The organism is Pseudoalteromonas sp. B160, assembly GCF_037162485.1.
Classification (GTDB): Bacteria; Pseudomonadota; Gammaproteobacteria; order Enterobacterales; family Alteromonadaceae; genus Pseudoalteromonas; species Pseudoalteromonas rhizosphaerae.
Window position 1 is genome coordinate 3,177,750 of the sequence record NZ_JARLUX010000001.1, and the last position, 24,697, is coordinate 3,202,446.

Annotated in this window: 23 protein-coding genes and 3 pseudogenes; 7 read left to right on the forward strand and 19 right to left on the reverse strand. The window is 41.1% G+C overall.

Features of this window, described 5'->3' with window-relative positions:
* Positions 1-333: 333 nt before the first annotated feature.
* The 7 genes and pseudogenes from P4S61_RS14950 to P4S61_RS22990 all read right to left on the reverse strand — a co-directional run.
* Positions 334-669, reverse strand: coding sequence for a hypothetical protein (locus P4S61_RS14950; protein ID WP_149981424.1), 336 nt, complete (start codon positions 667-669; stop codon positions 334-336).
* A 114-nt stretch (positions 670-783) separates the two neighbouring features.
* Positions 784-1,155, reverse strand: coding sequence for a hypothetical protein (locus tag P4S61_RS14955; RefSeq protein ID WP_182759150.1), 372 nt, complete (start codon positions 1,153-1,155; stop codon positions 784-786).
* A gap of 116 nt (positions 1,156-1,271) precedes the next feature.
* Positions 1,272-1,634 (reverse strand): hypothetical protein, encoded by a 363-nt coding sequence (locus P4S61_RS14960; RefSeq protein ID WP_182759149.1) that lies wholly within the window; start codon positions 1,632-1,634, stop codon positions 1,272-1,274.
* Positions 1,635-2,324: 690 nt separating this feature from the next.
* Positions 2,325-2,693, reverse strand: coding sequence for a hypothetical protein (locus P4S61_RS14965; protein WP_182759148.1), 369 nt, complete (start codon positions 2,691-2,693; stop codon positions 2,325-2,327).
* 102 nt (positions 2,694-2,795) lie between these two features.
* A complete protein-coding gene (locus tag P4S61_RS14970) occupies positions 2,796-3,260 on the reverse strand; it encodes a nuclear transport factor 2 family protein (protein ID WP_182759147.1) in 465 nt (154 codons plus the stop codon).
* 261 nt (positions 3,261-3,521) lie between these two features.
* Positions 3,522-3,701: a hypothetical protein gene (locus P4S61_RS14975; protein ID WP_337118561.1), complete on the reverse strand. Its 180-nt coding sequence runs from the start codon at positions 3,699-3,701 to the stop codon at positions 3,522-3,524.
* A 218-nt stretch (positions 3,702-3,919) separates the two neighbouring features.
* Positions 3,920-4,161, reverse strand: a pseudogene (locus P4S61_RS22990) (hypothetical protein); the annotation flags it as partial.
* Positions 4,162-4,173: 12 nt separating this feature from the next.
* On the opposite strand from P4S61_RS22990, the pseudogene P4S61_RS22995 reads away from it, so the two are divergent.
* Positions 4,174-4,456 (forward strand): annotated as a pseudogene (locus P4S61_RS22995) (group II intron reverse transcriptase/maturase); the annotation flags it as partial.
* Between the two features lie 68 nt (positions 4,457-4,524).
* Here the strand turns inward: P4S61_RS22995 and P4S61_RS14985 are convergent.
* The 3 genes from P4S61_RS14985 to P4S61_RS14995 form a co-directional block, all read right to left on the reverse strand.
* Positions 4,525-4,845: a hypothetical protein gene (locus P4S61_RS14985; RefSeq protein ID WP_337118563.1), complete on the reverse strand. Its 321-nt coding sequence runs from the start codon at positions 4,843-4,845 to the stop codon at positions 4,525-4,527.
* 1,395 nt (positions 4,846-6,240) lie between these two features.
* On the reverse strand, positions 6,241-6,690 hold the full coding sequence (locus P4S61_RS14990) for a hypothetical protein (protein WP_337118564.1): 450 nt from the start codon (positions 6,688-6,690) through the stop codon (positions 6,241-6,243).
* A gap of 140 nt (positions 6,691-6,830) precedes the next feature.
* Positions 6,831-7,160, reverse strand: a complete 330-nt coding sequence (locus P4S61_RS14995) for a stress response translation initiation inhibitor YciH (protein ID WP_337118565.1) — start codon at positions 7,158-7,160, stop codon at positions 6,831-6,833.
* A gap of 157 nt (positions 7,161-7,317) precedes the next feature.
* Here P4S61_RS14995 and P4S61_RS15000 point away from each other — a divergent pair, with 157 nt between their 5' ends.
* The 4 genes from P4S61_RS15000 to P4S61_RS15015 all read left to right on the forward strand — a co-directional run bounded on the left by P4S61_RS15000 (position 7,318) and on the right by P4S61_RS15015 (position 11,264).
* The gene (locus P4S61_RS15000; protein ID WP_145240332.1) at positions 7,318-7,623 is read left to right on the forward strand and encodes an STAS domain-containing protein; all 306 of its coding nucleotides are present in this window, start codon (positions 7,318-7,320) and stop codon (positions 7,621-7,623) included.
* Positions 7,623-9,281 carry an ATP-binding SpoIIE family protein phosphatase gene (locus tag P4S61_RS15005; protein ID WP_337118566.1) on the forward strand — a complete coding sequence of 553 codons (1,659 nt, stop codon included), beginning with the start codon at positions 7,623-7,625 and terminating at the stop codon, positions 9,279-9,281. Before P4S61_RS15000 ends, P4S61_RS15005 begins: the two co-directional genes overlap by 1 nt.
* 53 nt (positions 9,282-9,334) lie before the next feature.
* Positions 9,335-9,994, forward strand: a complete 660-nt coding sequence (locus tag P4S61_RS15010) for a histidine kinase (protein ID WP_182731054.1) — start codon at positions 9,335-9,337, stop codon at positions 9,992-9,994.
* A gap of 79 nt (positions 9,995-10,073) precedes the next feature.
* Positions 10,074-11,264 carry an amino acid aminotransferase gene (locus P4S61_RS15015; protein ID WP_149983417.1) on the forward strand — a complete coding sequence of 397 codons (1,191 nt, stop codon included), beginning with the start codon at positions 10,074-10,076 and terminating at the stop codon, positions 11,262-11,264.
* Between the two features lie 126 nt (positions 11,265-11,390).
* Here the strand turns inward: P4S61_RS15015 and P4S61_RS15020 are convergent, their stop codons facing one another.
* From P4S61_RS15020 to P4S61_RS15060, 9 genes and pseudogenes are all read right to left on the reverse strand, one after another.
* Positions 11,391-12,230: a Tim44 domain-containing protein gene (locus P4S61_RS15020; protein ID WP_337118567.1), complete on the reverse strand. Its 840-nt coding sequence runs from the start codon at positions 12,228-12,230 to the stop codon at positions 11,391-11,393.
* Positions 12,231-12,442: 212 nt separating this feature from the next.
* Positions 12,443-13,245 (reverse strand): annotated as a pseudogene (locus P4S61_RS15025) (DUF3379 family protein).
* Positions 13,245-13,802, reverse strand: a complete 558-nt coding sequence (locus P4S61_RS15030; protein WP_337118568.1) for a sigma-70 family RNA polymerase sigma factor — start codon at positions 13,800-13,802, stop codon at positions 13,245-13,247. Before P4S61_RS15030 ends, P4S61_RS15025 begins: the two are co-directional and overlap by 1 nt.
* An 87-nt stretch (positions 13,803-13,889) precedes the next feature.
* Positions 13,890-15,518 carry a BatD family protein gene (locus P4S61_RS15035; protein ID WP_442961567.1) on the reverse strand — a complete coding sequence of 543 codons (1,629 nt, stop codon included), beginning with the start codon at positions 15,516-15,518 and terminating at the stop codon, positions 13,890-13,892.
* On the reverse strand, positions 15,512-17,419 hold the full coding sequence (locus P4S61_RS15040) for a VWA domain-containing protein (RefSeq protein WP_145240349.1): 1,908 nt from the start codon (positions 17,417-17,419) through the stop codon (positions 15,512-15,514). The genes P4S61_RS15035 and P4S61_RS15040 overlap by 7 nt, the downstream gene beginning before the upstream one ends.
* A complete protein-coding gene (locus P4S61_RS15045; RefSeq protein WP_145240351.1) occupies positions 17,419-18,405 on the reverse strand; it encodes a vWA domain-containing protein in 987 nt (328 codons plus the stop codon). Before P4S61_RS15045 ends, P4S61_RS15040 begins: the two co-directional genes overlap by 1 nt.
* Positions 18,398-18,835 (reverse strand): DUF4381 domain-containing protein, encoded by a 438-nt coding sequence (locus tag P4S61_RS15050; RefSeq protein ID WP_145240353.1) that lies wholly within the window; start codon positions 18,833-18,835, stop codon positions 18,398-18,400. The genes P4S61_RS15045 and P4S61_RS15050 overlap by 8 nt, the downstream gene beginning before the upstream one ends.
* Position 18,836: 1 nt before the next feature.
* Positions 18,837-19,781 carry a DUF58 domain-containing protein gene (locus P4S61_RS15055; RefSeq protein ID WP_337118569.1) on the reverse strand — a complete coding sequence of 315 codons (945 nt, stop codon included), beginning with the start codon at positions 19,779-19,781 and terminating at the stop codon, positions 18,837-18,839.
* Between the two features lie 3 nt (positions 19,782-19,784).
* Positions 19,785-20,741 carry an AAA family ATPase gene (locus tag P4S61_RS15060; RefSeq protein WP_064667661.1) on the reverse strand — a complete coding sequence of 319 codons (957 nt, stop codon included), beginning with the start codon at positions 20,739-20,741 and terminating at the stop codon, positions 19,785-19,787.
* Positions 20,742-21,026: 285 nt separating this feature from the next.
* Between P4S61_RS15060 and fadI the strand changes: the two genes are divergently transcribed.
* Positions 21,027-22,337 carry an acetyl-CoA C-acyltransferase FadI gene (fadI, locus tag P4S61_RS15065; protein ID WP_145240359.1) on the forward strand — a complete coding sequence of 437 codons (1,311 nt, stop codon included), beginning with the start codon at positions 21,027-21,029 and terminating at the stop codon, positions 22,335-22,337.
* A complete protein-coding gene (fadJ, locus tag P4S61_RS15070; RefSeq protein WP_337118570.1) occupies positions 22,337-24,631 on the forward strand; it encodes a fatty acid oxidation complex subunit alpha FadJ in 2,295 nt (764 codons plus the stop codon). Before fadI ends, fadJ begins: the two co-directional genes overlap by 1 nt.
* The last annotated feature ends 66 nt before the right edge of the window (positions 24,632-24,697 follow it).

Genomic DNA, 24,697 nt, shown 5'->3' on the forward strand with positions numbered 1-24,697 from the left:
AGGTTTTAGGAGCTAGGTAACTAGGTGTTAGGGGAGTGACTCGTAGGCGCGAGTTTACCTCGCGCAGTACGCAGTTCAATGAAATTGGGTGTAAACGAACGACTCGCCGTAGCATGTGGTATCACCAGCACCAAAAGTAGGCGTTTGGAAGCGAAGACCCTTGTCGAAGCTCAAAAACAAAAGGAATTAACATTGCGCTGAGCAATAACTATTTAGCTTCACAAGGTTTAGTGTCATTGAAAGATATTTGGATCAATATTGATAACGGGAGATGAACCGCCTATAGCACTTCCTGTTAATGAAAAGTGCATGATGGAGTAGTGTGGAGGGAGGTTAGAGACCTCCAGTTACCCGATTAGGTGTACTTTTATAACTAGCTTTAAGGTCATTTATTTCTTTTGAACAGTATTTGGAAGCTATTTTATATAATTCTCTGAATTCTTTTTGCTCGTTATCATTTGTGCCTAATTCAAGAGTAATATTTTCAATTACGCTAGTGATTAAAGATAATTCATCGTGTTCTTGATTTATAATTTTTTTGCTGGGAATATTCCTTAAACACTCAGAAACGCCCAAAAATAAATCAATTTCCTTTTTCACAGCAATATCGTTATTAGATTGTGCAAAGAAAGAGATACTCGAAATGAGAAACAATATCCATATTTTCATGTGAACTCCTTGTACGGCTAACGCTTTGCCAAGAGGCAAATGCGAACGTTGTTGGGCTTTGCCCAGAGAGTATTTGTCCCAGCCGCGCTTTTTGCGGCGAACCTTGGCGGCTTGTTAGTTTTCGATACTTTCATACGTCCCAAGCCAGTCTGTGTGTTCTGGGTATTTAAGTTTATAAGCATTTATCTCAGCTTTAGAAGAGTATTTAAAATACAAACCGAAATAATCAGCTAAATAATCCTCACCGTTCCCCATTCGCCAAAATATATCAGTTGGATGACGATTAGGATATTTAATCCAGGGAGGTTTAGGTGGAGTATGCTTTAACTCATTATCATAACGATCCTTGAGCATTTTATCCCAAGTGGCTTTATGCTCAAGATACTTGTTCCATTGTTCATCAGTAGTACCATCAGATTTATCACTTGCCAATATTGCCACCGATACAAAAATTAAATTTAAAAATAATATGCGATATATAATCATAGAAAACTAATGCTCGCCTATGGGGCGATTATGAGTGTTTTGCAACGAAGTTGCAGCGAATAATTGTCCCAACCCAACTTGTTGGGTGAGTATAAGGCGCTTGTTATACATCCGAATTAAAGTCCACTTTGCCATCGTTGAGGATAAACACCTTTAAATACGATATTAATAAGTTCTTGCTTATTGATATGTCCTTTTTTGAACTTAAAGCCATAGAAAATGAAAGCGAATAAAGCGCAGAATGCATACATCGATACGCAAAGAAGTAAAAAGCACAAAGTGAACATTAACAAGACAGTACCGCCGTCATAGCTGCGAATTGGTATATCTGACTCGATCCCAAAACTTGAGGCAATGACGAAGAACAATGGGTATGCTACCGAAAACCCAACTAAGCATCCAACACCACCAACCTTCGCAGACTGTGAGTAAAAGTATGGTTTTAATTTTCTTTGGCTATTGATCGCTCGAATTAACACAACACTTTCCCTTGGATGTATAACGCTTCAATCAGCCGACGCGTTAGCGGTCGGCTGCATTGACTTGTGTACGCCCGACATGGGCATTGACTTATGAGGTGAAAGTCCTCTGTAGGAAGATCACCGTTTAAATAACATACTGTTATTAAACGATAACTACTAGCGAATGGCAAGGGCTAAATCGCGAGAGATAGTCTGGAGGAAGCCGTTAGCATTCTTTATGATAAATAAAAGTGAGCTGATGAACAAAAACATCATATGAGGCGTAGGCTGGAGACGAGCTAGCACAAGATAGCGAAGTCATGTGATCTAACGACCACCGTAAATGATGCAGTTGTGCAGAGAAAGTCGATGCACCTGTTCTTTATAGGTAAAAAGGGGAGAGATCTGATAAACATGCATCCGCGCTAACGCTTGGAGGGGGTTAGCGAACGACTCGCCATAGCCTGTGGTATCACCAGTACCAAAAGTAGGCGTTTGGAAGCGAAGACCCTTGTCGAAGCTCAAAAACAAAAGGAATTAACATTGCGCTGAGCAATAACTATTTAGCTTCACAAGGTTTAGTGTCATTGAGAGATATTTGGATCAATATTCATTACGGGAGATGAACCGCCCATTGCACTTCCTGTTAATGAAAAGCGCATTATGGGTGGTGTGGGGGCTGGAGGTTAGAGACCTCCGGCTACCCGATTAGTTGTACTTTTCTTTGTTAAGCATTTTAGGTACACGTAGTGCCATTACAAAAGCCAAAGAACAAACAACTGCTAAATATGCAAACCATGATAATTGGTATAAACCGAGTAAATTACTTAAATTATGTGACATAAAGAAAACAAATAACGCAGAAAATGCTAAGTATTTTACGGGTAATGTTTCTTGTATTTTAAGCTGACCAAAATAAAAACCTACACCGCCAATTAAACCAGCAACTATAACGCTTAATGCTACACCTAAAATATTAATATCAACATCCGATTTATAGACCGCGTAGTAACGAAAGGCAAAACCGAAAACTATTAGAAACGATGTAAATAGGCTTGATTGTTTAAAAATGCTCAATGTAACTCCTTGTACAGCTAACGCTTTAAACAGCGGAAAACGCTAGCGTTTTGGCGCAGCCAGCGAGTGGTTTTTCGATGATTTAACTTATTAGGCAAACACTTACGCATGATGTCTACGAATATGTTTGATAAGACCATTATCATCAAACTCTAGAGACATTATATTAGTACTTGTATACTCAATGACCTTATCCATGTGGCTTGGTTTGACTTTAGCGTGTTCCGTATATTTGACGAATACCACATTGCTTCCAATCATCATCTGGTCAATTTTAATTTCACTGAATGTTACTTTGTCTTTCATCTTCGCAATCATCCCTTGTCGAAGCTCTTCCTTACTCGTGATAGTGACATTAAATTTCAGATGTTCATCAATAAATTCATCAGCCAAAAATGAAATGAAATGATCTATGTCTTCGACGGTAGTGTTTGGCTGTTGCCTCGCATTTTTTGCTTGTATGAATGCTTCAGCCTTTTGTTTTAATACACTTTCAGGCAGTGTCTCATCTGCAAGAGCAGATAGTGAGAAAATAATTAAGGTAATTAACGATATTAAAAATTTCATTGGACTATCCTTGTTTGCTTAACTGTTAAATGATGCGGACCCAAAGAACCGCATATTAATTTTTAGGGTTACTACTAAAATGCTTTGCATAAGGTGCCCTGATGGAAGATCATTTGCCACCTCCCATTTATCAGAGACCATATTGAACATCGTAATGAGTAAATAGCGGTTGTTTCACCACCTTTTACCATTACAGCTTTATAAAGTAACTGGGCACAATTTGGCGCTAAATGTCTCAATTCATATTCAGATGCACTGATCTTAGGTGGCAATTCTGATGGCAGACGCTCCAGAGCTTCTTTTTCCAAATCGAACTCCAGAGCCACCAATTTCAGTGAACTCATCCGCAATTAGTTCATCCAATTCGCCGTATGAAGCTCTGGTCTCAGCCTTAAATAAATGCTCTTCTAATTCGATGAGCTTCGCCTTTAAATTTTCCACCAAATCTCCAAGTAACCCTAACGAGCCTGTAGAATAACCCGTTTTTAATTTATTTTTATTGATGCATTAACCATAGCCGAGTTCCTATTTTGATTCAATTAGTTACTTCGATTTTACGTAAAATATAAAAAGAGGATTTGCTGTTGCTTTAATTGGCGTTTTGGAAGGTATCAAAGGTGTTTGAGTAGCTTATTTGAGGTGATAAGGGCTTACTTTTATTAATGCATCGTGTTTTGCTGCTTTTCTATATTATGAACTAAGCAATACAGTTGCCACAGAATGAAGTGAGGCATTCACTTTCGTTTGACCGCGTAAGGTCAATTTATTCATGCCTTTGTTAACTGTAATATTCCGCTTTTTACCATAAGGAAAGCAGGCTCAATACAACCGAGTCTTTTACCATTCCTTCAAGAAAAAGCTGTCGTCGCGCCATTGGGCTGTCTATTTTGACCTTCATTTTAATTAGCTAACGATGGATTTAGATCATTGTATCCGCCGTAGGATAAGAATGTGCTACTGGCGGCAATGGCGTAAACCTCGCACCAAAGTACGCAGTTTAATGAAATTGGGTGTTAGCGAACGACTCGCCATTGCATGTGGTATCACCAGTACCAAAAGTAGGCGCTTGGAAGCGAAGGTCCTTGTAGAAGCTCAAAAACAAAGGAATTAACATTGCGATAGGCAATGACTATCTAGCGTCACAAGGTTTAGCGTCATTAAGAGATATTTGGATCAATATTCACTACGGGAGATGAACCGCCCATTGCGGACCCGCATGATGGGTGGTGTGGGGGCTGGAGGTTAGAGACCTCCGGCTACCCGATTAGGGCTCTTGATTGCAAAAGACACAAGCACCATTGGTGATTTCCGAAGATCTAGCTTGTACACCACAATAATGACAAGTAACTACATCAAAGTGTTCTTTGGGTAAGTTTGCCATTTCAGACGGCGAATATAAAAAGCCAGGTTTTTTAATCCATAGGTATGCAAATGTAAATACAACAACAAGCGGAATCATCACAATTATAAACAGAACTGGAATTTTTTCATAAGGATGATCTAGTTGTGGATATAAAACAGTCATTGCAACTTCAATGAGAGCTATAACACTTGATACGATAACTAAAGGATTAATTTTTTTCATATATATCCATACATATGTGATTGAGCCCTAACAGCTTATTCAAAGGATCTAAACCCACAAGTTGCAGAGAGAAAATCCTTTGAGTTTTTTAATACTTTCAGTCTAACTCTGTATCTAAATGTAAATCAAGGGATTTATATTTGTTGTTTTTTTGTTGTTGTAAAATACAAGAAATAATCCCGCGAGTTGTTGAAAAAACCAGATACAACGACTGTTTATATATGGCTATGTTGTAGTTAAGTGTGGCTAGGCGAGAATTCATTTTATAAAGCCTCTTTTATCCATGTTTGATCTGAGAATTCCGTGTTATCTTCCATGGTTCTAAACCAACTCAGATAATTCTCAATATAGTCAGTATCTAATTCGTGTGAATCGCAATGTGGACAATGAGATATTGTTTCTTCATGGTCAGCAATGGCTTGACCCAGTTGGTTATTAGCAATATTAGATTCAACTTCATGACGGAGTTTTTTAGTTGGGAGTAGTTTAAGTTAATAACGTGACGTAATACATTTTGAAACTGCTTTTAAGCCATACAGCATCTGCCATTGTTGGGTTTCAGTACATTAAGTATAGTTCGCCAACAAATCTTGACTTCAGATATCAAAATTCTTAACTGTCCGCTTCACGCTTAATCCCGCCGCTCAGATCGTCACGGACAACTAATTAAATACCACTACATACGACTAAGTACCACACACCATAAAACCGGGATTCCCCCACGGCAATTTTTACTTTGAATTTAAGTGCTTTTTGTATAGCTTTGAGTTTTTCGCGGTCGTCGCCTTGTATTTCGATGATGCCGTCTTTTATTGCTCCGCATTAGTGCCTTTGGCTTTGCTGCTATCTATTAGTTTATTTTGACCTGAATTTAGCACCACATTTATGGCAGAGTTTAGGTCTGATTTCTACGCCTTCACTACCTGATGCAAATGGAATAGAGTTACATTTTGGACACCTGTAATACAACCAAATACCAACGTTAAATATGAGCACTCCGATTAATGCACCATAAAAAGGATTTAGAAACTTAATATCAAAATATTGAAGAATAAAGCCACTTGAAAAGCATACAACAGTTAATAGTAATATGAGATAAAACCGTTTTTTTACTGGTTTAAATTGCTTCGATACATCATCCATAATTGAGTGTTGCTCCAGTTAAATTAACGCTGCAGTTGGCGGTAAAATGAGAGTGGCTAAATCGCGAGGAACAAGCGAAGCAAGTTACCACGCTACTTTATTACTTTATTACATTGTTTTATTGTATCAACAGCACCGATAAAGTTTTGTGCTATTCATATTCGCTGAATACTTGGTGTACCCTTGCTGGTGTTATTTTATTAAAGTCATCTTGGTAGTAGTCCTTCGCATACTCAATAAAATATTCTGGAGTTATAGTGATTGCGGGAGCAGCCAATTAGCTCCGTTATCTTCATTGTTTTGGAAATTAACAGTTCCTTGTTGCCATGACCCTGAGTTGGAAGTACGCCAAAAACAAAAGGTCACATGAGCTATTTCGAAGAAATCGTTATCTAAAACGCCGAGCAGTTCTTCAGGAGCCCCTTCATACATCCCTGGCCAAATTCTAAACTCTTCTTGAGCATGAGGACTAACTTCTGATTCATGATCGAAGCCTTTAATTAAAATAGCATCACCTTTTATGACAATGACGATTTCATCACCACCACCATTTTCATATGAAGCAACGTCTATCCCTGGCGCCCAATTAGCTTTGTAAGAAAAGCACCTTAGGTATTCGTCTTCACAAAGCTCTATATCCAAAGCTGCACTAGCTTTTAGAGCAGAGACTAGTTTTTTATTGGGTAGATTATCTAATATCATTTAAGCTCTCTTTGTGTGGGAGTAGACAATTTTATCTCCAATGTTTTTCTTTGTATTACAATACATTGATCATAAATTAAGAAAGTTCATACATGCAATTAGGTCATCAAGTCTCTGCTTTTTATAGGCAAGCCAGCGGCTCACCCTCCGGCAATTTTTACTTTGAATTTAAGTGCTTCTAGGATGACTTTGAGTTTTTCGCGGTCGTCGCCTTGTACTTCAATGATGCCGTCTTTTACCGCGCCGCCTTGGCCCATTTTACTTTTAATGGTTTTGGCGAGTTTTTTTAAATCGTGTTGCTCGCTGTCAATACCAGTTACCAACATAACACCTTTACCTTTACGGCCTTTGGTTTGGCGTTCGATGCGCAGGGCGCCGTCTTTAAATACTTTACTAGCCACTTCTGTGCTTGGTTTTGGTTGGCTGATACGGCCTGTTTCGGTTGAATAAACGAGATTACTATCACTCATGCTTAACCTGCATTTAAAAAGTTAAATAAACAATGGCCTAGATAATATCAAATCTAAAACAAATTTGTGCATAGGGTGTTTTATTTTTGGTGATTTATCATTAACAAGTTATATTTAATACTAATTAAGAATGGATAATCTGAGCAGGAGTTAACTAATGGGTCTAAGTAAGAGTGCATCAGCAGATGGTGCTACACTGACTATTCAAATTAAAGGGAAGTTCGACTTTAATTTAGTGCAGTCATTTCGACAGTCGTATTCCGATATCAATGAAAAAACCGCTAAGGTCGTAATTGACTTGCGAGAAACAGATTACATGGATAGCTCCGCCCTTGGTATGTTACTGAATATGAAAAAGACCTTGGGTACCTCAGTTGATGCAATTCAAATCAGTAATTGTCAGCCGCAACTGAAAAAAATCCTGCAAATATCACGTTTTGATAAAAAGTTTGATATTGATTAATGCATATTCTCGTTGTTGATGATCAGCCACTTAATTGTACGCTTTTGAAAGTAATGCTGGTGCAACAAAATTACGAGGTATCGACTGCCGCTAACGGTGTTGAAGCATTAGCAATATTAGCACAGCAAAGCATTGATATTGTGCTACTCGATGTAATAATGCCAGTAATGGATGGCTATGAAACAGCGACAAAAATTAAGCTGTTATACAACGATGTTCACCTACCAATTATTTTTATAACCTCTTTGGAAGATCAAAACAGTTTTGAACGTTGTTTAGAGGTCGGTGGTGATGACTTTATTCATAAACCGTTTGATAAAGTAATTTTAACCGCGAAAATAAAAGCTCATAGCCGCACCCGCAAGCTGAGTTTAAAAACCCACGAACAAAATAAATTATTAGAATATCATTACAATCAAACCGAGCGCGAGCACGAAATCGTTGAGCATATTTTTAATAATGCCTTAGAAAACCAACATAAGTTTACCAACAACATTGATTTTCATCTTTCACCGGCTTCTATGTTTAATGGTGATATGTGTTTGGTTGGGCAAAGTCCAATTGGTAGTTTGTATTGTATGCTGGGGGATTTTACCGGCCATGGCTTAGCGGCAGCGGTAGGGGCATTGCCGGCGTCGAAAGTGTTTTACACTATGGTTAATAAAGGCATGGCGGTCAGTGATATTGCCGCAGAAGTTAATGCCGTATTAGTACAATTATTGCCCGGGCATATGTTTTGTGCCGCGACAATTATTGAGTTAAGTAGCTCCGGTAAAAGTGTTTCTGCTTGGCTTGGTGGCTTGCCTGATGCTTATTTAATTGATCAACAAGGAAGCGTATTAAAAACCTTAGAGTCACAGCACATGGCTTTAGGGATTTTAGAAGGCGATGAATTTGAGCGTGAATTAATTCATTTTGAAGTCGATAGCAGTATGCGTTTGGCACTGGCCACCGACGGTATTATAGAAACTACCAATGCAGACGATGAATTTTTTTCAGAGCAACGCTTTATAAAGGCACTTGCAAGCAAGCCCCAAGTCAGCTGTAAAGATGTGATCAATCAAGTGACCAAGTTTGCTCATGGCAGTAAACAACAGGACGACCTTAGTTTAGTGCTTTTTAACTGTATGGCGGTTCCTGCTGCGGCTGAAGAGCAAGCCGCTTACTCTCGATTACCGTTCAATTTTTCTTTAACGCTTAATTCACAGCAAATAAAACAAACCGATCCAGTGCTTGAAATCGTCGAAGTGATCACCCAAGTTGGCGGGCTAAAAGAGCACCGCTCTGATATTTTTTTACTGCTCTCTGAGGCATATAATAATGCACTTGATCACGGTGTATTAGGGCTCGATTCAGCGATTAAAAATAAAGAGGATGGTTTTATTGAGTATTATCAACTTCGAGAGGCAACATTAGCCAAACTCGTTGATGCATTGATCATTGTAGATATACGTTATTGTCCTGATACATTGAGCCTTTATTTTACAATTTGCGATTCAGGCAATGGTTTTGCAAGCACCGACAGTAATGCTAACAGTAATAATCGCGAGCACGGTCGTGGGCTATCTATATTAGAAGAAATAGCAGAGCAGGTGACTTATAACTCATCGGGTAATCAAATTGAAATGTGTTATCGATTAGCGCAGCAACAAAGCTAGTCGTGGTTGTTTAGCCATGCTATGATTCGTTTTTTAGATGTTTGGATGGCTAAATGGTTTCTTCTTATTTATCTCTTGCGCAGTTAGATGTGCCTGCTCAGTTAGTCTCTGCTGAGCTTACTAAGCTCGAAAGCTATTTATCAAATCAGTCGCTTCCTGAGGTACGCTGGCAATATCAAATACCAGAACTGGGTGAAGGCGGGGCGTGCAGTTTATTTGGCTATTTACAAGATGAGCCGTTTAAACTCACTGATTTTTTACCGCAAGATCAGCACACCACGCAAAAGCTTGCTCAATTACAACTAATTGTTGATTACGTTGTAGCGCAAACTAAGGTTGATTGGTACGGCATTTACCAAAGTACAGCAACACCTGAGGGTCAGCAATTACTTAAACTGACTTACTTTGGCGCGCCAAGCCGACCGCTTTTTCCTCTTACTGAAGCATTTGCTGCTGGTAGTAATAATGTGCAGGTGGCACTGAGTAGTAAAGGGCGAGTGATCAACAACGTTGAGCAGTATTTGGCTGCGGGTGGTGAATATTATACCTGTGACCCTAAAGTAAAATCAGAAGCCTGTTTACCGCTTTTTGACAGTGCTAATCGCTGCGTTGGTATTGTTGATGGCGAAGCCTTTAATAACGATTTTTTCAACCAGCAAACATTAGCGCTATTAATTGCGTGCTGTATTAAAATTCCTCACTTTTTAGTGTAAATAACACTAGTCAATCTAGTGAGCTTTTATGTTAAGCTAAGTGCAACAGCTAACCCCTAAATAATGAAAGAGATAGTCAATGTTCTCAGTATTAAAACCATTACCCACTGATCCTATTCTTGGCCTTATGGCGGCCTATAAGCAAGATACTAACCCAAATAAGATTGACTTAGGGGTTGGTGTTTATAAAGACGAATTCGGTAATACGCCGGTATTAAAAGCAGTTAAAAAAGCTGAAGCGTTTCGTCTTGAAAACGAAACTAGCAAATCATACATTGGTTTGGCGGGTAACTTAGATTACTGCCAAAAAATGGAAAACCTATTATTAGGTGAGCACCAAGCGTTATTAGCTAATCGTGTTCGTACAGCACAAGCACCAGGCGGTACAGGTGCACTGCGTGTTGCAGCTGAATTTATAGTTCGCTGTAATCCAGGTGCGACAGTATGGGTTACTAATCCTACTTGGGCAAACCACATTAGCTTGTTTGAAGCCGCTGGCCTAACAGTTAAAGAATACCCGTACTACGATTATGAAAACAAAGACTTATTATTTGATGAAATGATCGAAACCCTTACCCAAGTGCCAAAAGGTGATGTGGTATTACTGCACGCATGTTGTCATAACCCAAGTGGTATGGACTTAAACGAAGCACAGTGGAACACGGTTGCTGAACTGGCAAAAGATGTTGGCTTTACACCGCTGGTTGATATTGCATACCAAGGTTTTGGTTCAAGCCTTGAAGAAGATGCAAATGGTTTACGTATTTTAGCCAATGCAGTTGATGAGTTAATCATTTGTTCTTCATGTTCGAAAAACTTTGGTTTATACCGCGAGCGTATTGGTGCATGTTCAATTATTGCTAAAGACAGTGCAACAGCAGACATTTCAAACTCTGTTATGTTAAGTGTGGTACGTAGCATTTATTCAATGCCACCTGCGCACGGTGCTGACATTGTAAATACCATTTTAAGCAGTACAGAACTGACACAACAATGGCACAGTGAACTTGATGAAATGCGTAACCGTATCAATGGCCTACGTACTTTGATCAAAGACAGTCTAGCGGCAAAAGAGATTGCTCAAGACTTCTCATTTATTGACCGTCAACACGGTATGTTTTCTTTCTTAGGTATTAATAAAGAACAAATTGAGCGCCTGCAAAAAGAATACGGTATCTACATTGTTGGTTCAAGCCGCGTTAACGTAGCGGGTATCAGTCAAGCTAATATCGATTACTTTGCAAATGCTGTTGCAGATGTTTGTAAATAATCTTATTTAAATAGCGTTTATTGAAATAAAAAACCGCACTAACTTATTGTGGCGCGGTTTTATTTTTTAACCTAGAACCTAGAACCTAGAACCTAGAACCTAGAACCTAGAACCTAGAACCTAGAACTACGCGTCAATTAAATCTTCAACACCAACAATCAGCCAAGGCGCATCATCGCTGGTGGCACGCTCTAAGTGCCAAATTTCTAAAATAGGCTGTTCTTTATTATCGCCTAAGTCACGGTACTTCCCTTTAAAACGTACACTTACTTGCCATTTTTGTGTGTCGGTATCGGCACGTACAAGTTCTGCATCAATAAACATCACGTCAGTTGCAACGCTGTCAATCGCTTCACGTTCCGCTTTAAATTCAGCGACTAGTTCAGGGCTTAAGTATTCAGCCATCGTTGCATAGTCAGCATTATTCCATGCTGTTTGCAATGTATGATAATGGCTACGCGCACCTTGTAAAAAGCCGTTAGTATCAAAGTTAGCGGGTAAATTAAACGGTACGTCATTGGTTTGACTAAATCCACTTGTAGTGGTGTGCTCAGGCGCAGTTTGTCTCATTTGCGGTGCAGTAAATGCTCCTTGGCCGTGCGCCATTACAGGGGCGTTTTTACGACGTATTATACCGATGACAAGTTTAAAGATAATAAAGGCAATACCTGCCATTAAAATTATCTCAAGTAGTTGCATCCCTTCAAAGTCATCGCCCATCATTGCGGCGATTAATCCACCGGCTAATAAGCCGCCAAAAATACCTGCCATCATGCCTTTTTTGCTTGATTTTGGTTTTGCAGCAGGGGCGAGGGTATTGGTATCTGTTTGTTGTTTTTGTGCGGTTTGTTGTGTTTCTGGTGTTTGGCCACGTTTTTTACTACCAAACTTTTTACGTGCTTGTGCATCAAAACTTGCAGTACATAGTAGAGCAAGCAATGAAAATATAACAATCAGGTTTTTCATGAAGTTCCTTAAAACAAATTAGAACGGCGATTCTAAAGTAGTTCAGGAATTAGATAAATAGCGACAAACGGAATTAGCTCTAAAATGCTCAGTAGCTTGGTCAATAGACTAATTTAAAAGCAATTATTGGTTAAAGCGGGAAGTATATAACGATTGTTTCGTGAAGGTATAAATTGCATTGCCGCCATAATAACGGCAATGCAAAAGGAAGGTTAATTTAACCAGCGGATCGCACCATTAATACGATCATTGTAATTTTCTAATGGCGCACCAAGACTTGCTACTAAAATAGTATCTGCGTCAGCACCACGGTTAATATGGCCTTCAAAACGATCGTCTTGAAAATCATCGTCGCCGATGCCAAACGATTGCTGTTTTGATGGCACTATAAATACCGTCATCGGGCCATAGTCTGATTCAAAACCAGGTGTAATCCCTTTTGGCCTTTAAAGTCACAAAACATTAGGTAAGTCACTTTACCTGGCAATTCATCTAAATGGCCGCCTAACACAGCAAATTTTTCATTTACCGTTGCTAAGCTGATTGCTTCGGTCTTTTGCAGCGAATTAATTTCATAGTAAACATGAGCAAGCGCATGTTCGCCAGCTGCGTACGCGACATTTTGTTCGCTGCTAAATAAAAATGCTCCCACAGCCACTAATACTGAGGCTGCCATGGCAAGTGGTAAACGAGCACGTTTAAAACGTGTACTTGCCTCAACTACATTATCTGTTCGTTGCGGCGGTGTTTGCGCGCTGGTATCAGCTGGTGCTTGGTTGAGTTGCTCAGTTGTGACCGACTCGTTTTGTGCATGCGCTGCGGTGTTTGCTAAAATACGCTCGGCAAGACCTGCTGGCACCGGTACGTCAAGTGCATTGGCAAGCTCTAAATCAAAGGCCTGCATATCATTAATAAATTCTTGTCGCTCAGAGTGTTGCTCTGCAAACTCCACAAGCTCCTTATCTGTGCTGTTTGGGTGTGCGCTAATTCGGCGACGAAACTCGAGATCATCCATTAATTTGATGCCCCTTTAAGTTGTTCATCATCACGGCTCAATGCCTCTTTTAACTGGTTTCTGGCGCGGTATAAACGCGTCATAACCGTGTTTTTATTTAAATCTAATATTTCTGCTATCTCTTCACCGGAGCAGCCCATAACGACTTGTAATAATAATGGCTCGCGGTATTCATCAGGTAACTTAGCGATTTGACGTTGGATCACTGTTTGTTCCATTTCGTCATCCAAGGTGACGCTTTTTTCGTCAACTAAGGTGTCGTTTTCAACATCGCTATAATCAAATTGTTTGCGTTCAAAACGACGGGCATTTTCCTGGCGTAAAATCGTCAATAGCCATGGCTTAGCTGCTTTTTGATCTAATAATGAATCCAGAGATCGCCAAGCACGTAAAAATGTTTCTTGGACAAGATCTTCGGCAATATTAGGGTCGCGGCAGAGCCAATAAGCAAAGCGATATAATTCGCTATGATAAACATGAACAAGTTTTTCATAGCGTGTTTTTTTCTCTGCCATATCAACTAAGACCTGACTTTTAGAGTTTTCATTTCCAAGCATAAGCACTTTTTTTATTTATTTTAAGTTATTTACTATTTGAGCGCGGGGATTGCTCCCCGTCACTTAAACTCTATTTATAAAGTCCTTTTAATACAGCTTGTTGTGATTTTTTTGTACTTTACGTTGCTCTTCTAACATGCCGACAATCGCAATTAAATCAACATCTGTATCATTAGGACTATAGAGTGCAGCCCTTAGTTTAGCAATATGTTGACTAAGCTGTGCATTATCAGCTAGTTGTTCGAGCTTGTCTATTGCACCGCTCGATTGTTTTGTTAAGTGCATTGCGTAACGATTTAGCGCCTGATAAAAGGCACTTACATCATTGCTTTTAGCGTGTTTCTTTAATTCATCTAATGAAATTGATGAATCACTATGGGTTACTGTCGGCTTTGCTTGCATCAAGCTGCGCTGAGATTGACTGCGCCACCATAAAATCAAGGTAATAAACCATAATAAATAACCAATCACACTGATAATAATTAACCATAGCGGATACTGATTTATCGGCGTTGCTTGATAACTTATTGCTGCAGCATCTGTTGTTGCGCTTTGTGATGGCGTAAGTGGCTGCGCAGCAACGGCTGCTGGAGTGCTTGTGCTACTAGGTGTTACTGTAATAGTACGAGCTGGTAATGTTGCATAACTGATCCGGTTAATCTTAGTGTTATACCAAGGGACGCTTACCTCTGGCAGTGTATAAGTGCCTGGCATCTGCGGTAACAAAGCGTACGAGGCTGTTTGTTGTGATATTACCCGACCATCGCGAACCAAATGATTATTTTCTTTTTCATCTGGGTAACTGCGAATACCTTTGATTTCAGGCAGTTCAATATCAGGTAGTTGCTCTTTGGTGATACCAAGTGCAGTTAAGGTCAGCGTTCGCGTAATAGGTGTACCCACTTCTACTGTGTCGTCAGCGGGTTGCCATTGCTCATCTAAATTAACTAATTCACTAGGCAGCCATGCACCTTGGTAGTCACTTGGTATCGGTTTAATTTCAATATCGACATTATCACCCAGTGCAGATACATCTAATTGGCGATAGTCTTGGCGAATTCGACCTTGAAAAGTTGGTGCTTGAATCGTGTAACTACCACTTTTTTGGGGCTGTACTAAATACTCGCGAGTGATCACTAAGTAACGCTTACCATCAACAAGTTCATAGTTTTCAGTCTGCTTGCCGATTTGACTTAGCTGCGCATCGGGCATCGCGGGGGCACTTAAATTACCATCAAGTAACTCTTTGGCAAGATATAGCTTAACCGTGTAAAGCCCTGCCTCTTGAACAAATAGGCTGTCACTTGAAAGCGATGCTTTAATAAAAATATCGTTGTTTTGCTGCGCATCTTTACTGCGTTCAGCCACTTTTAATGCAATGGGCGCAGAGCTGACACCAGCTACACTAAATGCTGGGATTGTATAATCACCGGCAGTGCGGGTCATAAGTTTAATAGACCAAGTGGTTTCTTTTGAAATACTACCATTAATGATGTTTGTGCGGGTGCTGACACTGGTGCGGCCAACCACGAAGTCTTTTAACAGGACTGAGGTATCAGGTTGATCATTTTTTATGGTGTCATCTGCACTGATATTGAGCATAAAAAATTCACCCGCTAGTACCGGGTTTTTATCAACACTGGCTTGTAATTGCGTAACGGCCCACGAGGGCATAGCGCTGATAAGCAATAAACAACAGATTAATCGCATTACCATGATTTTTCGACTCCTTGTGGACGGCGTTGATTGTTTCGTTTTTGGGCTTCTAATTGCATTTTGTTACGTAACAGGATTGCGGGATCATCGGGTACTTTTCGCAATAACTGACTAAGCTGCTGCGCTTTCTCTTTCTCTTCGTTGGTAAGCTCTGCGGTTTGTGCTTGCATAGCTTGTTGCTTTGCCGCTTCTTCAGCTTGTTGCTGTTGTTCAGGAGTCATTTGTGGCTGCGCCTGCTTATCATCGTTTGCAGAGTCATCTTGGGGCTCGGTTTGCGCATCTTGTTGCTGTTGCCCATCAGTTTTATCACCTTGCTCAGGTTCCGCCTCCATTTGTGGCTCGTTTTGCTTGTCAGTTTGTTGATCAGATGGTTTGCCATCTTGCTGATCATCACTTTGCTTAGATTGATCGCCTTGTTGAGATTGCTGGTCCTGATTTGGCTGTTCACCTTGCTGTGACTTATCTTTATTTTGCTGATCTTGACCTTGTTCACCATCTTGGCTTTTTTGATCTTGGTTTTGTTCGCCGTCTTGGCCTTGTTGATTTTGCTGCTGTTGCTGTTGATTTTTCAATTGCTCAACGAGTGCCTGATTTTCTTTTGCTTGGGTAAAGTCGTCTTGCAAAGTTTGTGCTTGCTGATAGGCGGCAATTGCTTCGTCTAGCTTGCCTGCCTTTGCTAGAGCATTACCGTAATTATATAAACCAGTGGCGCTTTTATCTTGGCTAAATTGTGCCAATGCAGCATCAAAATTACCTTGCTGGTAAAGCGCCGCGCCTTTTAGTTGACTAGAATCTGCTGTGGCAGCTTGCTCATATTCACCTTGTTGATAGGCGTCCAGCGCACGTTGATCTTGATTTTTAAATACCGAAGGCAGCTCTACTGCATAAGCATTGTGTTGCGGTAAAAAGCTCACCACTAAAAATGCAGCTGCAAAAGCTCCTCGGCGAAAAATCCACAGCATCATTGGCAGTAAAATAAACAAGCCATAAATCCCCGCATCAATACGCCAGAGCGCTTGACTTTGTTTTTCATTTTTCAGTATTTCACTATTTGCACTGGGAGCAAAAATTTGAATATCGCGGGCACTAGGTTGATAAGTCGCAAATTTACCGCCACTGTTTCTTGCTAGACCATTAAGCATACTGATGTTGATGGTGGGCACCACAATTTGCCCGTAACTATCTTTTAAAAACCCACCTTCAGGAAGTTTAATTGGCGCGCCTTGCTCTGTTCCGATACCATAAATGTTTAATCGATAAGGGTTAGCGTCTGTAAATTGGCTGATATCTTGTTGCTCACTTTGTTCAATACCATCTGTTACTAAGATAATATCGCCTTCAAGGTATCCGGCTTGTGTTAATAACTCTTTTGCAGCATCAAGCCCAGCAAGTACGTTGGAGCCTTTATCAGGCATGATATCTGGGCTTAAACTTGGGATCAGGTTTTCAAGCGTCGCGGCATCATTGGTTAGCGGCGAAATGGTATAAGCAGTGCCTGCATAGGCCACTAACGCAGTGTCACCTTCTTTAAATAGTTTGATCATATCCAGCGCTTTGAAGCGCGCTTGCACTAAACGACTGGGCGCAATATCCGTGCTGTACATCGATAGCGACATATCCATCACAATTACACGGGCATTTTTGCTTTGAAATACCGGCACTTGTTTTTCTTCAAAACTGGGCCCTGCGCTAAAAATGACGGCTAACACTGCAAAGAGGGCAATTAGCCACATGGGTTGCGTGTTTTTTTGGTTGTTGGTGTTGATCACAAATTTTGCTAAGTGAGCTGCTATTAATTCACCTTGGCTGGTTTTCTTGTGCTTTATTATTGCAATAGTAAACACTAAACACACAGGAACTAATAACCACAATACGGTCGGGCGGATAAATTCAAAGTCCATTAGGCCTCCTGTCTTAATGCTTTTGCACTGATAAACATAACGCGCAGACCAATCAAGGTCAGTGCAATTAATAAAGGGAAGTAAAATAACGCACTTTGTGGGCGAAAGGTTTGCTCATCAGCGCTGATCGGCTCAAGTTTATCAAGTTCTTGATAAATTTGTTGTAAGCCGGCAACGTCTTTTGCGCGAAAATAAAGGCCGCCAGTTTGTTCGGCAATACGTTTTAGCAGGGTTTCATCTAAACTACCTCCGCTCATGCCTCCCATATTAAATAAGCTAAAGCCACGCGGATTATCAGAGCCTACGCCGATGGTATACACTTTAATGCCTTCTTCGCGGGCAAGCAGTAGGGCTTCTTCTGGATCTAAGTTACCGGCGGTGTTTTGACCATCTGTTAATAACACCACAATGCGATTGCTTTCATCTTTACTGGCAAAACGTTTTACTGATAAGCCCAGTGCATCGCCAATGGCGGTGGCACGGCCAACCAAGCCTATTTGCGCTTCTGATAGCATTTGGCTTACGGTTTTAACGTCTCGCGTTAGTGGTGTTTGTAAAAATGCCGTATCACCAAATAAAATCAGCCCTAAACGATCGCCTTGACGTTGCTCAATAAAGTCACTTAATACCGCTTTTACCATAGTTAAACGGTCAACATATTGGCCCTGATAAGCCATATCTTGCTCGGTCATTGATCCTGACAAATCCACAGCTAGCATGATATCGCGGCCTTCGTTAGGTAAGGTAATTGGCTCATCAAGCCAGGTTGGGTTAGCTAAAGCGGTGACTAAAAGCAACCAAACCAACCATTCAAATATACTAATACCACGCGCCTGTTGCTGGACAACTTGCGCGCCTAAATTGTGTTTGGCGAAGCTTGGAATACGTAAGCGGGTATTGCCTTCACTGTGCACTGGCTTAAATAAGCGCAACAACCAAGGCAGCGGTAATAATACAAATAACCAAGGCCAGCTAAATTCAAACATTCAGCGGCTCCTTTAATTTAAATTGCACAATGGCGAGTTTTAATTTCTGTGCCAGCGCAGTTTGATTGCTTTGTGATTGATAAAGGCTCATCAGTTCGTGTTCAGTAAATTGTTGTCCGGTCAGCTTATTTAGAGTAATACACCATTGTTTCGTGCCTTGTGATGCAGCACTTTGCTGATAATAGTGTAAAACCAGGCGTTTAATTAAAATATGTAGTTGCTGGGCATCTTCTGCGTGTTGTTCACTGAGGGAAATAGCTTGGCGTTTAGCTTTTTTAAACTGCCGTGCCCGGTACAATTGGTAACTTATAAAGCTTACAGTTACGAGTAACACGACAATGATGAGCCACCAAATAGGTGCTAAAGGCCACCAAGAAACATGGCTTGGCACAATCACATCATGGAGGCCAGCTAATGGAGAGGTTTGCATATTACTTTCTCACTAATTGCAGCTCAAGAGGTGTGGCTGCATTGAATGATATTAAATTAAGACCCGATTTAGTTAAGCGTTGCATTCGTGCGGTAAATGCTTGCTCAGCAGTTTTAGCAAATTTATCACGAAAACTTTTATCCATCAGCGGTAACGCAAAGTCACTGCCGTTGGCGCTAACCGTTACTGTTTGTTTAAACGCCGGTAGCTGATGCTCAAATGGGTCGCTAATATGGCAGCCGATCAGTTCACAATGTCGACTCAGTATTTCTAGTTGTTTAAAACTGGCATCATCAAGGGCGCTAAAATCTGACACTAAATAGACTAAGCTGCCCGGCTTGGCTAAATGATTCAAACGTTTTAGATTATCACTGAGTTTATTGTCTGCGGGCTCATCAATCTGCGCGAGTGCTTGCTGGTGGTTATTACACAAATTGTGGCATAGTTTTAACACGGCTTTTTCGCGGGCGCTGGGCTTGAGCTCTAAATGACCGTGTTGATTAAACACTATGCCACCGATGCGATCGCCGCGTTGGCACGCTGACCACGCAACCAAGGCACTTATATGCGCCGCTTGCACAGATTTAAGTAATAGCTTTGAGCCAAACAGCATTGAATTAGAAAAGTCTGTAAACACAAACACTGGCCGTTCTTTTTCTTCTTGAAACAACTTAGTGTGTGTTTCGCCAGTACGTGCTGTAACGCGCCAATCAATTGAGCGAATATCATCGCCTTGTTGATAATGACGTACTTCAGCAAACTCCATACCACGGCCTTTATGAGGCGCGAGATATTGGCCGGTCAGGCTATTTCTAATTTTAACTTTTGGCGCAAGCTCTAATAAGCGAGCTTTCGCTTTATAATACATCAGCTCTTTCAAGCCTAAGTCGACCCCATGGCTATGACTTAGGCTGAGCCACTGTTGGTTATCTAATTGGCTTTGCATGGTTTATGGCACGGCAACAAGTTCTAAAATACGGCTAATGACTTGATCTTTAGTAACGCCATCGGCTTGTGCTTCATAACTTAAAATAATGCGATGGCGCAGAACATTATGTAACACAGCTTGAATATCATCTGGAGCAACAAAGTCACGACCTTGTAACCATGCATGAGCACGGGCACATTTATCTAAGGCGATGGTGGCACGCGGACTTGCGCCATATTCAATCCAGCTACCTAATTGGGCGTCTAGTTTTGCGCCTTCACGCGTTGCAATAATAAGTTGCACTAAATATTGCTCAAGTGGCTCAGCTAAATACAGCCCTAAAATTGCTTTGCGAGAGGCAAATAAATCGCTTTGACTAATTTGTTGTGCTGGTGCTTGATGCTCGCTCAACGCTTCGCCACGGGTAAGGCGTAAAATATCAAGCTCATGCTCGGCGCCTGGATAATCAATACTTAGGTGGAGTAAGAAACGGTCTAATTGCGCCTCTGGTAGCGGGTAAGTGCCTTCTTGCTCCAGTGGATTTTGGGTTGCCATCACCATAAATAAATCCGACAGCGGATAAGTGTTTTTACCAACCGTGACTTGGCGCTCAGCCATGGCTTCTAATAAGGCTGATTGTACTTTAGCTGGGGCACGGTTAATTTCGTCGGCTAAAATTAGGTTATGAAATAGTGGGCCTTTCTCAAAAACGAACTCGCTGGTCTGTTGGCGGTAAATATCAGTACCGGTTACGTCAGCAGGTAATAGATCTGGGGTAAACTGTACGCGTTGGAATGAGCCTTCAACGCCTTTGGCTAATGCATTTACTGCGCGAGTTTTAGCAAGCCCTGGAGGGCCTTCTACTAATAAGTGACCATCGGCTAAAATAGCAATAAGTAGTGCTTGCGTTAATTCTGGCTGGCCAATAATTTGGCTATCTAAATAAGTTTTTAATTGTGAAAATACGTTAGTGGCCATAGTAAAAAAACTGTCCTGATTTGCAAGGTTTATAAAAGCTTAACTAGTAATATGGGTAAATAGTTTATAACACAAGTGTTAGACTCAAGTTTTCAAAATAGTTCGTTATTTTTTAACGATTTTTACCCTAGCATAGAAAGCGCAGTATTTTTTGTAAATATGCTAAAAAAAGCCTATGGTTGGTAACTAATTATACTATTTTCAATTTCGCTATTGGCTTTAGCACACGGGTTGTTTAGAATCGAGGAAAACAAACAGGTCAGACCTGTCAGCGGGAGAGCATTAATGTCTGAGCAAAATATACTAAAAACAGCAAAGGGCGATCGTATTGCCATCGTCAGTGGTTTACGTACGCCATTTGCTAAACAAGCAACTGCATTTCATCATGTACCAGCCCTTGATATGGGGAAGTTAGTCGTTAACGAAATGCTTGAACGCCTTAACTTTGATAAATCTGAAATTGATCAATTAGTGTTTGGTCAAGTAGTACAAATGCCAGAAGCGCCAAACATTGCCCGCGAAATCGTATTGGGTACTGGTATGCCAGTATCTGTTGATGCGTACTCCGTATCACGTGCTTGTGCTACTAGTTTTCAGGCGATTGCTAATGTGGCTGAATCAATCATGGCAGGTTCGGTGCAAGTGGGTATTGCTGGTGGTGCAGACTCGTCATCGGTATTGCCAATCGGCGTAAGTAAAAAATTAGCAGGTAGCCTTGTTGATCTCAATAAAGCACGTACCTTAGGTCAGCGCTTAAAAATATTCTCTAAGCTGCGTTTAAAAGATTTATTACCAGTACCGCCTGCGGTTGCAGAATATTCAACTGGTTTATCTATGGGTCAAACTGCCGAGCAGATGGCAAAAACTCACAGTATTAGCCGTGAAGATCAAGATGCCTTAGCACATCGTTCACATACTCTTGCTAGCCAAGCATGGGCAGATGGTAAACTTGCTGATGAAGTGATGACTGCACATTTACCGCCGTATAAAAGTTTTATCGAACAAGATAATAATATTCGCCATAATTCAACGGTTGAAGGGTACGCTAAATTAAAACCAGCGTTTGACCGTCAGCATGGCTCAGTCACTGCTGCAAACTCAACACCGCTAACTGATGGTGCAGCAGCGGTATTAATGATGAGCGAAAGTAAAGCCAAAGCATTAGGCTATAACATTTTAGGTTATGTACGTAGCTTTGCATTCTCTGCCATTGGTGTGAATGAAGACATGCTAATGGGGCCGGCTCATTCAACGCCTGTTGCCTTAGCGAGAGCTGGCATAACGCTTGCCGATCTTGATTTAATTGAAATGCACGAAGCCTTTGCAGCACAAACGTTAGCGAACATGAAAATGTTTGCCTCAGATAAGTTTGCGCAAGAAAAACTCGGTCGCAGCAAAGCGATTGGTGAAATTAACATGGATAAGTTTAACGTTTTAGGCGGTTCGCTTGCATATGGTCATCCATTTGCAGCCACCGGCGCACGACTTATCACCCAAAGTTTACATGAACTCAACCGCCGTGGCGGTGGCTTAGCACTAACAACTGCGTGTGCCGCAGGTGGCTTAGGTGCAGCCTTTGTATTGGAGAGTGCGTAATGACACAGTCAGTATTTAATTTAGACGTTGATGATAGCGGTATTGCCGTTGTCACCATTGATGTGCCGGGCGAAAAAATGAATACCCTGCGCGACACTTTTGCAGATGATTTAACAGCCTTACTTGATGACGCAAAACAGCAGTCAGTGAAGGGCATGGTATTCATTAGTGGTAAAAGCGATAACTTTATTGCTGGTGCTGATGTAAAAATGCTTGATAACGTGCAAAGTCGTGATGATGCACTGGCGATCAGCGAATTATGCCACCGTGCATTTTTTGATATGAAAAAACTGCCATTTCCAACTGTTAGTGCCATTCATGGTGCGGCATTGGGTGGTGGTTTAGAATTTGCCTTGGCGTGCGATTATCGCGTATGTACAGACAGTGATATCACTAAACTAGGCTTACCTGAAGTACAACTTGGTTTATTACCCGGTGGTGGTGGAACGCAACGCTTGCCTAAACTGGTTGGTTTGCAAAAAGCCCTTGAGTGGACGTTAACAGGTAAACAAATTCGCGCTAAACAAGCTAAAAAATCGGGTTTGGTAGATGATTGTGTACCACAGACCGTATTGCTAAAAGTAGCAAAAGAATTTGCTTCAAAAGGTAAAGCGAAAGCGGCCAAGCCTAAGCTTGATCGTATTAGCCAATTATTAGAATCGAATCCGTTTGGCCGAAACTTCATCTTTAAAAAAGCACAAGAAAATGTACTGAAAAAAACCGGTGGTCATTATCCTGCGCCGTTGGCTATTATCAAAGCAATACGCGCAAGTGTTGAGCTGGATGAACTAAAAGCTTATAAAACAGAAGCGGAAGGTTTTGCTACTTTAGTAATGAGTAGCGAATCAAAGTCATTACGTGGGATATTTTTTGCCACCACTGAAATGAAAAAAGAGTGGCGCAACGACGACGCTCCAGCAATCACTAAAACAGCCGTACTAGGCGGTGGTTTAATGGGCGCAGGTATTGCCCATGTTAGTGCTGTAAAAGCCGGTGTACCAGTTCGTATCAAAGATGTTGCAGAGCAGGGCATAAGTAATGCCATGAATTACAGCTATAAAATTTTAGATAAAAAGCAAAAGCGCCGTATTTTATCTAAGGCTGAACTGCAACAAACTATGAACCGAATTACTGGTACAACTAACTACAGTGGTTTTAAACACATTGATTTAGTGATTGAAGCGGTATTTGAAGACCTAAGCCTTAAGCAAGGTATGGTGGCAGATGTAGAACGTGAATGCCAAGCAAACACAATTTTTGCTAGTAACACGTCATCATTGCCTATCTCACAAATTGCGGCAGAAGCTGCCCGTCCAGAGAATGTAATTGGCTTACATTATTTCTCACCAGTTGAGAAAATGCCATTGGTTGAAATCATTCCACACGAAGGCACCTCAGAAGAGACTATCGCCCGGATTGTAAATTTTGCCCGTAAGCAAGGTAAAACACCAATCGTTGTTAAAGATAGCGCAGGCTTTTACGTTAACCGTATTTTAGCGCCTTATGTGAATGAAGCGGCTAACTTATTACTGGCAGGTGAGCCAATTGAAAAGATTGATGCGGCACTCGTTGAGTTTGGTTTCCCTGTTGGACCATTAGCACTATTAGACGAAGTCGGCATTGATATCGGCTCTAAGATTGCGCCAATTCTTGAAAAAGAACTCGGTGATCGTTTTAAAGCACCCGATGCGTTTTCACGTTTAATTGATGCCAAACGCTTAGGCCGGAAGACTGGCCGTGGTTTTTATCTTTACGATAAGAAAGCTAAAAAAGTAGACGAATCAGTTTACGAATTACTCGGCGTGAGCCCATCACCGCGTTTAAATAAAAGCGAAATTGCTAAACGTTGTGTGGCACAAATGCTTAACGAAGCTGCCCGCTGTTTAGACGAAGGCATTATTGCCAGTCCTCGTGATGGTGATATTGGCGCAATCTTTGGTATTGGCTTCCCGCCATTTTTAGGTGGTCCATTTAGCTATATGGATAAACTTGGCGCAAACAAAGTAAGCTCAGAAATGGCTACTTTTGCTAATTTTAATCCGGTATTTGCGCCGTGTGCAGCTTTAGTTGCGATGGCTGATGCTGGTGCAAGCTTTTATCAGCCTGAGCCTCCACAGCCAAGTAAAGCAGTTGTGGTAGAACAAACCGTGGCGGCTACGCAAGACGTTGCCGATGTAGAACCTGTCGAAGCGGTTGAGGCTCAAGAAGTTATTGTTCCGCCAGCGCCAGCTACTGAAGCTGAATCGGTAACCGACGCGCACCCAGCTGATGCAAGCGATGATAAAGTGAAATAGTATTTAATTGCTAGTTATAAAAACGCACTGATAGTTTGAAGTGCGTTTTTTTATGCCTAGAATTTA